Origin of the sequence: Microcoleus sp. PH2017_05_CCC_O_A (assembly GCF_020738785.1) — a bacterium.
GTDB lineage: Bacteria > Cyanobacteriota > Cyanobacteriia > Cyanobacteriales > Microcoleaceae > Microcoleus.
In genome coordinates, this window is the sequence record NZ_JAEQCB010000006.1 from 66102 (window position 1) to 78536 (window position 12435).

Genomic DNA, 12435 nt, shown 5'->3' on the forward strand with positions numbered 1-12435 from the left:
GGTCAGGGAATTGTTCTTTGTCAGTTGTCAGTTGATAGTTGTCAGTTGTTAGTTGCCAATTAAGGACTAATGACTAATGACTGAGGACTAATGACTAATTATCGAGGATTTCTCCGGTTTTTTTGAGTTGTCGCAGTTTGCGGCCGTCTTCACTAAATGTATAGCAGACGCGGCTGGCGACTTTCTCTTTTTCGGAATAGTGCATCACATTTGAGCTGTGAATGGGAGCCTCAAAGGTGACGATTTTTCCCGATTCCCCTTCTTGTTGGGGTTTGACGTGCTTGGTTCGGATATTTACGCCTTTAACAATTACTTTGCTGACTTTAGGATATGTCTTTAAGATTTGTCCGACTTTTCCTTTCTCTTTGCCAGTAATTATTTGCACGGTGTCGCCTGCTTTGACGTGCATTCTGTAGCGCTGCGGTTCGCTAGTTGGTTTACCCTTTTTTCCGTACATTTTAAAGTACCTCTGGGGCTAAGGAAACGATTTTAGTAAAGTTTTTGTCGCGCAGTTCGCGGGCTACTGGGCCGAAAACGCGAGTGCCTTTGGGGTTGCCTTCGGGATTGATAATCACGGCTGCATTGTCGTCAAAACGAATGCTCATGCCGCTGTCGCGACGCAAGGCTTTGCGGGTTCTGACAATGACGGCTCTGACGACATCGGATTTTTTGACTGCCATATTGGGGATGGCGTCTTTGACGACGGCAATGATGACATCGCCGACTCCGCCGTAGCGACGGTTGCCGCCTCCCAATACGCGGATGCACATGAGCTTGCGGGCTCCGCTATTGTCGGCGACATTGAGGTATGTCTGGGGTTGAATCATGGTGATTGGGGAAAAGGTAATTTGATGCTTGCTAACTGCTAAGTGCTAATTGCTGCTAATTGATGGTTAATCACAGGGTCGATCGATCGAGAAAGCCGATCGCACTACGCGAGCAATTAGAAATTAACTGTTAACCCTTTGTTGCACCGAAAATCTCAGCAACCGTCCAGCGTTTGGTTTTGCTCAGAGGGCGAGTTTCAGTGATGCGGACACGATCGCCCGATTTGCACTTATTTTCTTCGTCGTGAGCTTTGTAGCGCTTGGTGCGGACTACGATTTTGCCGTATTTGGTGTGGGAGGAGCGGTTTTCGATCGCTACCACGACGGTTTTGTTCATTTTGTCGCTGACTACTACGCCAACTCGTTCTTTAACTGCCATACCTACCTATTGTTGTTGTGCAATTGAGTTTTTTTGAACTACTGTGCGAACCTCGGCTCGGCTGCTGCTAACTACTCGCTGACTGCGGTGGGAGCAGACTTGAGAGCTGCCTCAGCAGCGATTTGGCGTTCGCGTTCAACTGTCATTAATTGAGCCAGCCGATGTTTGGCGTGCTTGAACAGGTGAGGCTTTTCCATGCGGCCGGTAGCTTGCTGAAGCCGCAAGTCCATTAGTTGGCGCTTGACGGCTAAAATTTGCTCTGCTACTGCTGCATCGCTTAATTCTCTAGCTTCTTTAATCTTGGTCAAAGACATAGTTGTGTGCTTTATCGTTAGCGGTCTAGTGAAGACAGAATTCTTTCTGATGCTGAAGACCGAAGGGAAAAAAAGTTGTACGTGCCAGATTTTAAATTTCTGACGAATGCAGACCTAATTCTACCTTCGATCGCCACTATGACGGGCTTTCTTCGCGGGTGATGAACTTGGTTTTAATCGGTAATTTGAAAGATGCCAAACGCATTGCTTCGCGGGCAATTTCTTCAGTGACGCCACCAATTTCAAACATGATCCGACCGGGTTTGACGACGGCCACCCAAAATTCCGGTGCGCCTTTACCAGAACCCATCCGGGTTTCTGCTGCGCGCTGGGTGACTGGTTTGTCGGGGAAAATGCGAATCCAGATTTTGCCACCCCGGCGGATATAGCGGGTCATGGCACGCCGTCCGGCTTCTATTTGGCGGGAAGTGATCCAGGCTGGTTCGACGGCTTGGAGGGCAAAGTCGCCAAAGCTAACTGAGCTGCCGCGGGTGGAAATACCGCTCATTCGCCCGCGCTGTTGTTTGCGGAATTTTGTTCTTTTAGGGCTTAACATGACTGGGGAATTCAGTAATTGGTAATCGGTATAGCGGACAGCACGAACTTACTCGCCCGGGATCTGTCAACTGTCAACTGTCAACTGTCAATTGTCAATTGACTGTTAGCCTTCGTTCGATCGATCTTCAAAGTTCTGACGGCGGCGCTTTTGTTTGGTGCGGGGCACGGCTGCATTTGGTGCGGCTTCTTGTTCCTGTCCGGGAATAATTTCGCCTTTGAAAACCCAAACTTTAATCCCGAGAATACCGTAGATGGTTTGAGCGGTGCAGTAGGAATAGTCGATGTCGGCCCGCAGGGTGTGCAAGGGGACTCGGCCTTCGCGCGTCCATTCTGTACGGGCGATTTCTGCGCCGTTGAGGCGTCCGCTAACTTGAATTTTGATGCCTTGAATGCCGACTTTTTGAGCGCGGGTGATTGCTTGGCGGACTACTCGGCGGAAGGATACGCGCCGTTCTAGTTGCTGGGCGATATATTCTGCGATCAGTGTGGCATCGGCGTCTACGCGCTGAACTTCAACGACGTTGATGCGAATTTGGCGGTTGTTGCCGAGTTGCTGCTGCAAACCGACGCGCAAAGTTTCGATACCTGCTCCGCCACGGCCTACGACTACGCCTGGTCTGGCGGTGAAGACTTCTAGGTCGATTTGATCGGCTTTGCGCTCAATTCTGACCGAGGAAATACCAGCATTACTGAGGGTTTTGCGGACGTACTTGCGAATTTTGAAGTCTTCTTGCAAGAGTTCTGGATAGTTTTTCGGGTCAGCAAACCAGCGAGAGCGGTGCTCTTGGGTAATGCCGAGACGAAAACCAATTGGATGTATTTTTTGGCCCATAATATTTGATGAGTTAATTGGTAATTCGTAATTGGTAACTGGTAATTGGTAATTGATGATTACCGATTTTTGGTCAACTTTAAGCTGTTTATTACCTATTACGTTTTTCCGTGGTTTAGTCTTCTAAAAGCGGAGCAACTATTACCGTAATGTGGCAAGTTGGCTTGCGGATTTGGTAGGCGCGACCTTGAGCGCGGGGTCTAAAGCGTTTGAGGACTGGGCCTTGGTCTGCGTAAGCTTGAGAGACTACGAGCTTGGTTTTGTCCAATCCTGCGTTGTGTTCGGCGTTGGCTACTGCCGATCGCAAAACTTTGACGATTGGTTCGCAGGCGCGGTAGGGCATGAATTCGAGTAAAATCAGCGCTTCTTGGTAGCTTTTGCCGCGAATTTGGTCGAGGACTCGGCGCACTTTGAAGGGCGATGTCCGGATGTAACGGGCGATCGCCTTAATTTCGGATGTGGTATCTATAACCATTTCGATTTGGGTAAGTAGGTAATTGGCAATTGGGAAAAAGGTAATTGGTAATTGAATGAAAAAATTTCGATTACCTATTACCTGTCACCTAATTTGGCTATCTTTTCGCCTTTTTATCACCACTTTTCGCGTGACCTCTAAAGGTGCGAGTGGGGGAGAATTCTCCGAGTTTGTGACCTACCATTTGGTCTGTCAGGTAGACTGGGACGTGCTGTCTGCCGTTGTGAACTGCGATCGTGTGACCTACCATTTGAGGCAGGATTGTGGAAGATCGCGACCAAGTTTTAATTACTTGTTTTTGGCCTGCGGCGTTGAGTTTTTCAATCTTTGTCATCAGATGATCTGCGACAAATGGGCCTTTTTTTAACGATCGAGACATGGTTTTGGTAATTAGTAATTAGTAGTTGGAATTGAATAGGGAAGAAAGTTGCAGGAATAAAAGAGTACGGACAACTTTTTCGTTGTTCCTTCTTCCTTCTTCCTTCTTCCTTCTTCCTTCTTCCTTCTTCCTTAACTTTGTCTGCCGCCCTTCCCACGCTTGGAAGATTTGCGACGGCGCCGGACGATTAAAGCGTCGCTGCGCTTGTTTTTGCTTCGAGTTTTGGCACCCAATGCTGGTTTGCCCCAAGGAGTCATAGGCCCCGGACGCCCGATGGGCGCTCTGCCTTCGCCACCACCGTGCGGGTGATCCACCGGGTTCATTACACTACCGCGAACGGTTGGTCTGCGACCTTTCCAGCGGGTACGGCCTGCTTTACCGAGGCTGATGTTTCTGGCGTCTGTGTTGCCAACTTGACCGATCGTAGCGTAGCAGTCGGCGCGGACTTTCCGTTGTTCGCCGGATGGCAGTTTGAGGGTGACGTAGCTACCTTCTTTTGCCATTAGCTGAGCGCTGGAGCCTGCGGAACGGACGATTTGTCCGCCTTTTCCTGGTACTAGCTCGACGTTGTGGACGCTGGTACCGAGGGGAATGTTCTTCAGGGGTAGGGCGTTGCCAATTTCGATCGGCGCGTCTGGGCCTGAGACAATTACTGTACCGACGTTTAAGTTGAGCGGGTGCAGGATGTACCGTTTTTCGCCGTCTTTGTAGAACAAAAGGGCGATGCGGGCGTTGCGGTTGGGGTCATATTCGATCGCCTTGACGGTAGCAGGAATGCTGTGTTTGTCGCGGCGGAAGTCGATCGTTCTATAAAGCCGTTTGTGACCGCCTCCCCGGTGGCGACAGGTAATGACGCCTCGGTTGTTGCGGCCTTGTTTGGTGTGCTTGTTGCTAGTTAGAGACTTTTCAGGCTCTGACTTGGTAATCTCAGCGAAGTCCGAGACGGTATGTTCCCGGGTGCTGGAGGTATAAGGTCGGTAAGAACGAATGCCCATAATCGCTTTTAGATTTTAGATTTTAGACTTGGGATTTTGGACTTGACAGTTTTGGATTTTAGATTTGGGATTAAGTTAACTTGCGAGTTTCCTGGATGGGAAGTTTGCATCAGTTAACTGGAATCTAAAATCTAAAATCTAAAATCCAAAATTGGCTAAACTTCTGGGAATAGGAGTTTGCGGATCGAGTCTCCGTCTAGCAGAGTTACTGTTGCTCGCTTGTAGCAAGGTTTAAAGCCGACGAATTTACCTACTCGGCGCTTTTTTCGCGGCGGGTTTTGGGTGTTGACGCCAATGACTTTGACCTTAAATAGTTCTTCGATTGCAGCTTTGATTTGAGGCTTGGTCGCTTTTGGCGCTACGTCAAATGTGAATTGATTTAATTCCATCATTCGGGTAGCTTTCTCGGTGAGAATCGGACGCTGGATCAAATCTGCGTAGTCGCGGGGGTCGATTTTACTCACCGTAAATCTCCTGAATTTTTGCTATGGCTGTAGAGGTGACGATTATTTTGTCAGCCGCGAGAACGTCGTAAACATTCAGAGAAGTTGCCAAGATGACGTTGACTAATTCGATGTTGCGTCCTGACAGGTAAACGTTGAGTTGCGGTTCTGGCAAGATTAACAGAACTTTTTTATGGGCTTCGATACCCCAACGGGCGATCGCACTTAGCAATTCTTTGCTTTTCGGTCTCGGAAATTGCTCTGCAAATTCTTCAACCACAATGATGTCTTCGGTACGGCTAAAGAATGCTGTCCGCAAAGCGAGACGGCGTTCTTTTTTGTTCATTTTGACTTCAAAGTCTCTGGGTTTCGGTCCGAAGATGACACCGCCGCCCCGCCACAACGGAGAACGGATCGAACCTGCTCTGGCTCGACCTGTGCCTTTTTGACGCCAGGGTTTGCGGCCGCCGCCTCTAACTTCCGATCGAGTTTTGGTGCAAGCATTCCCTTGACGGGCGTTGACCATTTGCCGTCTCAAGGCTCTGTGAACGATGTGAGACGCATTTTCTTCTTTGGCTACGCGAAGCTCTAAAGTTGTTTCTCCAACTTCTTCGCCTTGCCAATTTCGCACTACACAGTTAACCATATCTTTTGTCCTTTTTCCTTTGTCAGTTGTTGGTTGTTAGTTGTTAGTTGTCAGTTGTTGGTTGTTATTTGTTGATTGTTAGTTGTTAGTTGTTGCTAATAACCAATAACCAATAACAAATAACCAATAACCAATAACTACCACCCAACTTTTTTCTCAGGAACAACATTGACTAAGGCGCCAGCTTTTCCGGGAACTGCTCCCTTGATCAGCAACAAATTCTGCTCTGCATCCACCCGGACAATTGTCAGTTTGCGGACGGTAACTTGAACGTTGCCCATGCGTCCTGCCATTCTTTTACCGGGATAGACGCGTCCGGGAGTGGTTCCAGGTCCGATCGATCCAGGTTCGCGGTGATTCTTAGAACCGTGAGACATGGGGCCGCGTTTGAAGTTGTGGCGCTTTTGAAAGCCTGCAAAACCTTTACCGATGCTGGTACCGATGACATCTACGATTTGTCCCGGTGTAAAAGCGTCTGCTTTTACTTGTTGGCCTAATTCAAAGGAACTGGTATCTTCCAAGCGGTATTCGTGCAAGTGGCGCAATGGATTCGCCCCCGACTTGGCAAGGTGTCCCAATTCTGGCTTGTTGAGAGCCTTTGGTTTTACTTCTTCGTATCCAATCTGAATGGCAGTGTAGCCATCAGTTTGTTTAGTTTTGATTTGAGTTACTGTACAAGGCCCTGCTTGTATGACGGTGACGGGGATTGCTCTCCCTTCAGCGTCAAACACTTGAGTCATGCCTAGTTTAGTGCCAAGAATGCCTACAGACACGGATTTTTTTCCTTTTATTTACGCAAGAGGTTTCGGATTGCGAAGTTTACGTCAATCCGCTTGCTCTTGTGCAGAAACATCTATTTCAGTGTTCCTGCAATTAACTGTTATCAACCAACAGCTTTCCTCGGTGTTTAAAATTTGAGTTTTAAATTTGGGAGCGAGCTTGTGGAAGTCTTGCAAGGGTTGAGATTCTAGGTTTTTTACCTATTCGATCTCCGAGTTTAATGTCGGTCTTGCTTATTTGGGCTAGGACTTGAATAGCAAGCTACTCAGTATCCTTTCACAGCGCCAGTTAACAATATTACATGAAGTGTTTGTTATTTGTCAAGGCCTTTTTTGATAACTTTTCGCCTCAGCTTTAGCATTTATAATACTTTAAGCTCGCAATGGGCGATCGACCAAATTTTAAACAGCAGGCTAGACAAATTTATGGGACTGATTACAACTGGTGCGGATATGATTCGGGATTTGGAAAAGTCGGGGTCGCTAGCCCTGTACGTTCCTTTAGAGGGAGGATTTGAGGGCCGTTACCTGCGACGGCTGCGGGCTGCCGGCTACGGTGCGTACACGATTACGGCGCGGGGTTTGGGCGATTTGGCGATGTATTTGACCGGAGTTCACGGGGTGCGACCGCCGCATTTGGGCAAGAAAACTACTGGCAATGAAGGGGCTGTGGGTTACACCTACTACGTACCTCCAATGTTGCAAACTCAATTAGATAATTTGCCGCCGAAATCTAAAGGACTGGTGCTTTGGATTATTGAAGGGCAGGTTTTGTCGAGTCAGGAAGTTGAGTATTTGACTGTTTTGCCGACGCTAGAGCCGCGAGTTAAAATAGCAGTAGAGATGGGGGGCGATCGAGCTTTTAGCTGGAAGCCGCTTAAAAACGCTTTAGTTGCAGCTTAAATTCGGGTATTTGCGATCGCAAATCAACTAAAAAACGCAGCGAGCAAAATCAAGCTCAACCGCTTATGCTCGCTGGTTTTGCTCTTTTTTGGAAAAACTTCTTAATTAACAGGAAAAATCTTATGCTTCAGAACCGCGATTATACAATCATCATTGACAAAAGCGGCAGTATGTACACCAAAGACCAGATGGGAGGAAAAAGTCGCTGGGCGCTGATGCAAGAATCGACTGTCGCACTGGCGAATAAATGCGAAGAACTTGACCCAGACGGCATCACAGTTTACGTTTTTTCTGGTCGCTTCAAACGCTACGAAAATGTAACATCAGCTAAAGTAGTGCAAATCTTCCAAGAAAACGAACCTTCCGGGACTACAAATTTGGCTGCGGTGCTGCTAGATTCTCTCAACAATTATTTTCAGCGCAAAGCATCCGGTAAGACCAAGCCAAATGGCGAAACCATATTAGTGGTGACGGACGGCGAACCGGACGATCGCAAGGAAGTAATGAAAACAATTATAGAGGCATCGCGGAAGCTCGATCGAGATGAAGAGCTGGCGATTTCCTTCATTCAAGTAGGGAATGCCCCGGAAGCGACTAAGTTTCTCAAGATATTGGATGACGAACTGCAAAGCGCCGGAGCTAAATTCGATATCGTTGATACAGTGACGATGGATGATATCGAAGGAATGACCCTGACGGAAGTATTGCTGAATGCAATAACTGATTGAGGAGGCTGCGGGTTGTTTGCGGGACTATATTTGTGCCTGGTTGCTGGGCAGGATTTTTTAAAGGGGGTTTTAAGTCATGGAATCGATCGATCGCCTGTTAGCTGAACTTAGGGCAGAATATCAAGCATCTCAAAAAAATCGCGACGCGCCAAGTCAGCCGCCAGTGGAAGCACAACCGCTTTCCCAACCAGCAGCAGTGCCGTCAAATCAAACTTTTAAAACAGCAGATATCAAGTATTCTGGTACTTTTGACAAGGATTTAGCTGAAATCAAGGCTGAATACGAAGCACAAAATAAAGCTCAGGAAGTGGCTGCACAACAACCGCTTCAGCCTCTGCACGAAGCAGAAAATAAACCTCAGGAAGTGACGGCACTAGCACCGAAGCCAGCAGAAAAGATTGTGCAGTCAGAGTTAGACGTACAAACGCACAGGCAGAAAGTTAGGCAAGCTCAGGTTTGGCTGAAGAATTTGGATAAAAATTCCGATGAGAGATATTGGTTCGATCAGTTTGCTTTTAAGTATAGTTCGAGGATAGATGCGGCGATCGACTATTTGCAAGCTGTGAATGAGTTTGATTGAAAAGGTTTGTAGTGAGGACTTTAGTCCTTCTTTAATGCGGACTGAAGTCCTCACTACCAACCCAAGAGAGAAGGTTTGTAGTGAGGACTTTAGTCCTTCTTGAATGCGGACTAAAGTCCTGACTACGAACCGAATGGTCGATCGTCTTTTGGAACAGATGTAGGATTCAGCAGAAATGAAGCCGATCTTTTTGCTGTACTTTCAGATAGCTTAATTTGTTTGAATTCAACAATACCATCGGCTATAAAAGAATCTCTCAAGGCCGCCTTTTCTCCGCTGTTAAAAACAGTTTCGTAAAATACTTCGCGAATGCCGGCGGAAATAATTAATTTCAAACAATAAATGCAGGGTTCTAAAGTCACATAAATGCTAGCTCCAGCCGTAGATATGCCGTGTTTGGCAGCAGTGGCGATCGCATTTGCTTCAGCGTGAACCGCCCGCGACGGCAAAGTTTTGCTAGCATCGCAACTGCTCAAACCCGGATAGCAGAAGCCTTGAGCCGTGCAGTGTACCGAACCTGAGGGGGAACCGTTGTAACCCGTAGCTAAAACTTGCCTGTTTTTAGCGATTACCGCGCCGACGGGAAATGCCAGACAAGTCGATCGCGTTGCGGCCAATTTTGCCAACATCAAAAAGTATTCATCCCAATTTGGTCTTTGATAGGTTTTATTCATAAGCTGCTGTATTTTTTTCTGTTCCAAAACGTTTTTAAGTTGGTTCAAAGCATCTTCATAAGTCTGAAACTGAACTTCAGCAATTACTGTAGGGATACCCAGTGGAAATCTTGATATAACTTTATCTTTTTCATAAATAATCACAATAGGAATATTATTCATTTCAGCATAAGCTAGCTCCATTCCCACACCAAAAGAGAAGGAGCCAAGGTAAGCAATGACTAAATCTGATGTACTAACTTGATGTTTGTCTCTCTCAAATACTTGGCTAGGACTAATGTCAGGGTTATTGATGGGATCGGTATACATATGTGGAACATACGCTTGAAAACCTATTTCTTGGCAAAGCAGACCAATGGCTTCATAGAAACTCTTGACTTCTGCTGGTTTCTCAATTCCTGTTAAAGCACCAGATATATATACTTTGTTCATTGATTTTTACGCTTTCTCAACAGTATTATTTTGGAACAGAGGTTGCTTTAGGGGTGGGTGCTATTTGTGTCTTTGGTGTGATGATTGGTTTTGGATCAAAAGAAGGTGGTGAAGAAGGTTTCAAAACTGCTACCCATGTCCCAATTGCTCCCCCAATTGCTGCTAATGCCGCGACAATCGTAGCCCAAACCATCGGTTCCCACTGTGGCAAATACTTAAAAACTAAACGGTAGCGAATAGATTTCTGTTTAAGCTCATCCTTGGCTTTTTTATATTCAGACGATTGCTCTAACGCTTTTAAAATATCATTTTTATCTCCTTTTCTCCACAGATTTTGTGAATCGTTTAACCAGCTTCTAAGTTCCGGCGGTGTTGGATAGTCTTCAGGAATAGCATCATGAAGCTTACCAGGATCGTCTCTATATGCCGAAGAAAAAGAAGATTTTGAACTCAACCTATGAATTCTTAAATATGCAATAGTATCACCTACTTTAATCTGTATATCGTTGTCTGATAAATTATGAAGAGCTATAGCCATCACACCTCCATAATTAGGATTAACTCTTGTTCCAAGATGTCCTATTCCCTGTGACACTAATTTTACTTGTGAATGAATTACTCCACATAAATAATTGTTAACAAATACTGACTCATTAGTCCATATTATGGCTGTTTTTCGGCTTGGAATTTTAATAAGTTTATTATCCTGTCGATCTTTTAAAAGCAATGTTTGTTTCTGTTGAGTCTGTTGATCTATGTTAAATGTATAAGCATATTCACTTGCCGTTAGGCGTAAACAGCAACCTCTGATGCTATGTTCTTTCCCTTTAAAAGGATAAATAAATATCCCTCTACCTAGCTCATTGATAATATCCCACTCGCTTAGAACCGACATAAACTATTTCCTATGCTTTAACTTTACGACGCTTAGATTTATTGATCCTGAATATATTTTTTGCCAGTTGCAATGCAGCCAAAAGCCTTCTGGATTTCTAGCCCTAAGTAACCTGAATGTTCAGGCTGTATTGCCGGAGAATTAGCACAAATTTCTCGTAATAGCTTGAGAGGATCTCTGCCACTATAATGCTTGGTAATTTCACCACTACCAGGAGTTGTTTGGGAAACAACTATTTTTTTATCCTCCAATTTGATGATGAAGTTTCCCACTGAATCGCAATCAGAATAACTTGGATCGAAATAACGTCTACGTTCTGCATCAACTATTTTTTGATAGTGCTGGTTGATAATCCGGTCAACTGAATCGAAAGTATCATCGTAGATATGAGCACTCTGACTAATCGTAATCAGTGGACCCATCTTTAGATCGTACTCCGATCGATCGGCGATCGCGTCTCGAATGTGTTCTTGCAATTTTCGCAATCCTATAGCGTTAGCAGGCCAGGCGCTAAACATATCGTTACTGCGGAAAGTAGCAGTCATTGACAGTTCGTTATCCACAACTCTTAGCCAGATATGGTTAAGGCATGGACTGCCACCTGAATCGTGATCGGCTACATCCCACAGCGACATAACTGCACTAGCAGCGTCAATCTCACCTATTAATTTATTAATAACTTGTTCAATCTGGTCGCGTCCATTAAACCAAGAACGAAGACGCTGCCCATAAGTGTATTTAACACCTTCTCGTTTCACTGAATCATCTAATATTTGTGAAGTGTATTCTTGAACAAAAGGACGGTCAATGGGCAGATAATTTGGTTCGGGGAAATAAAAGCCTGGTGGCTCATTTTTCACCACAGCTATTAAATCAATTAATTCTTGCCATTTGCCATCGTAGCCAGTCGGTCGAATTGTACCTGTTGTTTTGATGCGATGAATAATTTTAACCCAAGTTTCTGCAATAGTTGTTCCTTCTATCCGATGACCGTAACGCGGTCCAGGTTGAATAGTAGGAACGATTTCAGAGATAGGAAATTCTAAGTAATTACCCCAGGGTTCAAGTATGTTCTGTTGTGAGTAAGACTTGACAGAGGCTACAGCTTCAGAAATGGATTTTGCTTCTACAGGTTCCTCTATCGATTGTCGTAATTGTTCCAAAGCACTAGCTGGAATTTCAATATCAATATACCCAGTAATGGGAGATTTAATCACCCAACATTTGCGTCCGGTATCACTGGTTCCTTCTGTAAACCCATTACGGAAGAAGTCCAGCAGGCACTTACATCCACCAGCATTGAGGTCTTCTTTTGTAGCGTTCATGATTACTAAAAAGCGGACATGGGGATTGAATAAAAGATTCCGAATCAGAAAGCTAATTCCACGAGTTGAACTGTACAACTGTCCAATCACAGCAAACTCATGGGCGTGAAGGTGTTTGGCGATCGCTTGCTTTACAGTCCATCCAGTCACTACAGCGGTTTGACCAGTTCCGCAAATCAGTTGGTTTGGCTTGTGTAGTGGTTTGTACTGGAATAGGGTTGCCTGCTGACTCATTACTGTGATGGTGACTACAAGTCAAAAAAAACTGCTA

General features: G+C 45.6%; 18 protein-coding genes. 3 read left to right on the forward strand and 15 right to left on the reverse strand.

Translation table 11 applies throughout. The features are described 5' to 3' along the window. Positions 1-94 precede the first annotated feature (94 nt). From rplX to rplC, 12 genes are all read right to left on the reverse strand, one after another. The gene (gene rplX / locus JGK20_RS01995; RefSeq protein ID WP_293175986.1) at positions 95-457 is read right to left on the reverse strand and encodes a 50S ribosomal protein L24; all 363 of its coding nucleotides are present in this window, start codon (positions 455-457) and stop codon (positions 95-97) included. A gap of 1 nt (position 458) precedes the next feature. Then, positions 459-827, reverse strand: coding sequence for a 50S ribosomal protein L14 (gene rplN, locus JGK20_RS02000; protein ID WP_193973611.1), 369 nt, complete (start codon positions 825-827; stop codon positions 459-461). A gap of 130 nt (positions 828-957) precedes the next feature. Next, entirely contained in the window at positions 958-1206 is a 249-nt protein-coding gene (gene rpsQ, locus JGK20_RS02005) for a 30S ribosomal protein S17 (RefSeq protein ID WP_293175988.1), read from the reverse strand. A gap of 71 nt (positions 1207-1277) precedes the next feature. Then, complete coding sequence (gene rpmC / locus JGK20_RS02010; protein WP_293133890.1) at positions 1278-1520, reverse strand: 50S ribosomal protein L29; 243 nt, start codon at positions 1518-1520, stop codon at positions 1278-1280. A gap of 136 nt (positions 1521-1656) precedes the next feature. Continuing rightward, positions 1657-2076 carry a 50S ribosomal protein L16 gene (gene rplP, locus JGK20_RS02015; protein WP_293175990.1) on the reverse strand — a complete coding sequence of 140 codons (420 nt, stop codon included), beginning with the start codon at positions 2074-2076 and terminating at the stop codon, positions 1657-1659. 105 nt (positions 2077-2181) lie between these two features. Further along, complete coding sequence (rpsC, locus tag JGK20_RS02020) at positions 2182-2910, reverse strand: 30S ribosomal protein S3 (protein ID WP_293133893.1); 729 nt, start codon at positions 2908-2910, stop codon at positions 2182-2184. Positions 2911-3025: 115 nt separating this feature from the next. Beyond that, positions 3026-3385: a 50S ribosomal protein L22 gene (gene rplV / locus JGK20_RS02025; protein WP_193973606.1), complete on the reverse strand. Its 360-nt coding sequence runs from the start codon at positions 3383-3385 to the stop codon at positions 3026-3028. 97 nt (positions 3386-3482) lie between these two features. Further along, the gene (gene rpsS, locus JGK20_RS02030) at positions 3483-3764 is read right to left on the reverse strand and encodes a 30S ribosomal protein S19 (protein ID WP_041623488.1); all 282 of its coding nucleotides are present in this window, start codon (positions 3762-3764) and stop codon (positions 3483-3485) included. A 131-nt stretch (positions 3765-3895) separates the two neighbouring features. Next, positions 3896-4759: a 50S ribosomal protein L2 gene (rplB, locus tag JGK20_RS02035; RefSeq protein ID WP_293175992.1), complete on the reverse strand. Its 864-nt coding sequence runs from the start codon at positions 4757-4759 to the stop codon at positions 3896-3898. Between the two features lie 155 nt (positions 4760-4914). Further along, positions 4915-5223 carry a 50S ribosomal protein L23 gene (locus JGK20_RS02040; protein ID WP_293133910.1) on the reverse strand — a complete coding sequence of 103 codons (309 nt, stop codon included), beginning with the start codon at positions 5221-5223 and terminating at the stop codon, positions 4915-4917. Beyond that, positions 5216-5848 carry a 50S ribosomal protein L4 gene (rplD, locus tag JGK20_RS02045; RefSeq protein WP_293175994.1) on the reverse strand — a complete coding sequence of 211 codons (633 nt, stop codon included), beginning with the start codon at positions 5846-5848 and terminating at the stop codon, positions 5216-5218. Before rplD ends, JGK20_RS02040 begins: the two co-directional genes overlap by 8 nt. 137 nt (positions 5849-5985) lie before the next feature. Then, entirely contained in the window at positions 5986-6621 is a 636-nt protein-coding gene (gene rplC / locus JGK20_RS02050) for a 50S ribosomal protein L3 (RefSeq protein ID WP_293133914.1), read from the reverse strand. Between the two features lie 432 nt (positions 6622-7053). Here rplC and JGK20_RS02055 point away from each other — a divergent pair, with 432 nt between their 5' ends. The 3 genes from JGK20_RS02055 to JGK20_RS02065 all read left to right on the forward strand — a co-directional run bounded on the left by JGK20_RS02055 (position 7054) and on the right by JGK20_RS02065 (position 8838). Further along, positions 7054-7530, forward strand: coding sequence for an NAD(P)H-quinone oxidoreductase subunit N (locus JGK20_RS02055; protein ID WP_293133916.1), 477 nt, complete (start codon positions 7054-7056; stop codon positions 7528-7530). A 122-nt stretch (positions 7531-7652) separates the two neighbouring features. Then, complete coding sequence (locus JGK20_RS02060) at positions 7653-8258, forward strand: VWA domain-containing protein (RefSeq protein ID WP_293133918.1); 606 nt, start codon at positions 7653-7655, stop codon at positions 8256-8258. 76 nt (positions 8259-8334) lie between these two features. Next, complete coding sequence (locus tag JGK20_RS02065) at positions 8335-8838, forward strand: hypothetical protein (RefSeq protein WP_293175996.1); 504 nt, start codon at positions 8335-8337, stop codon at positions 8836-8838. A gap of 122 nt (positions 8839-8960) precedes the next feature. Here JGK20_RS02065 and JGK20_RS02070 read toward each other — a convergent pair whose 3' ends face one another. From JGK20_RS02070 to JGK20_RS02080, 3 genes are all read right to left on the reverse strand, one after another. Beyond that, on the reverse strand, positions 8961-9512 hold the full coding sequence (locus JGK20_RS02070) for a dCMP deaminase family protein (RefSeq protein ID WP_293176028.1): 552 nt from the start codon (positions 9510-9512) through the stop codon (positions 8961-8963). Between the two features lie 457 nt (positions 9513-9969). Beyond that, the gene (locus tag JGK20_RS02075) at positions 9970-10839 is read right to left on the reverse strand and encodes a hypothetical protein (RefSeq protein ID WP_293175998.1); all 870 of its coding nucleotides are present in this window, start codon (positions 10837-10839) and stop codon (positions 9970-9972) included. A gap of 38 nt (positions 10840-10877) precedes the next feature. Further along, positions 10878-12398, reverse strand: a complete 1521-nt coding sequence (locus JGK20_RS02080; RefSeq protein WP_293229132.1) for a thymidylate synthase — start codon at positions 12396-12398, stop codon at positions 10878-10880. Positions 12399-12435: the final 37 nt, after the last annotated feature.

What these genes read in the sequence shown, in the direction of transcription:
- rplX (WP_293175986.1), bottom strand. Translation starts at nt 457, where the DNA reads ATGTACGGAAAAAAGGGTAAACCAACTAGCGAACCGCAGCGCTACAGA.
- rplN (WP_193973611.1), bottom strand. Translation starts at nt 827, where the DNA reads ATGATTCAACCCCAGACATACCTCAATGTCGCCGACAATAGCGGAGCC.
- rpmC (WP_293133890.1), bottom strand. Translation starts at nt 1,520, where the DNA reads ATGTCTTTGACCAAGATTAAAGAAGCTAGAGAATTAAGCGATGCAGCA.
- JGK20_RS02060 (WP_293133918.1), top strand. Translation starts at nt 7,653, where the DNA reads ATGCTTCAGAACCGCGATTATACAATCATCATTGACAAAAGCGGCAGT.
- rpsQ (WP_293175988.1), bottom strand. Translation starts at nt 1,206, where the DNA reads ATGGCAGTTAAAGAACGAGTTGGCGTAGTAGTCAGCGACAAAATGAAC.
- JGK20_RS02070 (WP_293176028.1), bottom strand. Translation starts at nt 9,512, where the DNA reads ATGAATAAAACCTATCAAAGACCAAATTGGGATGAATACTTTTTGATG.
- rplV (WP_193973606.1), bottom strand. Translation starts at nt 3,385, where the DNA reads ATGGTTATAGATACCACATCCGAAATTAAGGCGATCGCCCGTTACATC.
- JGK20_RS02080 (WP_293229132.1), bottom strand. Translation starts at nt 12,398, where the DNA reads ATGAGTCAGCAGGCAACCCTATTCCAGTACAAACCACTACACAAGCCA.
- JGK20_RS02075 (WP_293175998.1), bottom strand. Translation starts at nt 10,839, where the DNA reads ATGTCGGTTCTAAGCGAGTGGGATATTATCAATGAGCTAGGTAGAGGG.
- rplB (WP_293175992.1), bottom strand. Translation starts at nt 4,759, where the DNA reads ATGGGCATTCGTTCTTACCGACCTTATACCTCCAGCACCCGGGAACAT.
- rplP (WP_293175990.1), bottom strand. Translation starts at nt 2,076, where the DNA reads ATGTTAAGCCCTAAAAGAACAAAATTCCGCAAACAACAGCGCGGGCGA.
- JGK20_RS02065 (WP_293175996.1), top strand. Translation starts at nt 8,335, where the DNA reads ATGGAATCGATCGATCGCCTGTTAGCTGAACTTAGGGCAGAATATCAA.
- rpsC (WP_293133893.1), bottom strand. Translation starts at nt 2,910, where the DNA reads ATGGGCCAAAAAATACATCCAATTGGTTTTCGTCTCGGCATTACCCAA.
- JGK20_RS02055 (WP_293133916.1), top strand. Translation starts at nt 7,054, where the DNA reads ATGGGACTGATTACAACTGGTGCGGATATGATTCGGGATTTGGAAAAG.
- rplD (WP_293175994.1), bottom strand. Translation starts at nt 5,848, where the DNA reads ATGGTTAACTGTGTAGTGCGAAATTGGCAAGGCGAAGAAGTTGGAGAA.
- rpsS (WP_041623488.1), bottom strand. Translation starts at nt 3,764, where the DNA reads ATGTCTCGATCGTTAAAAAAAGGCCCATTTGTCGCAGATCATCTGATG.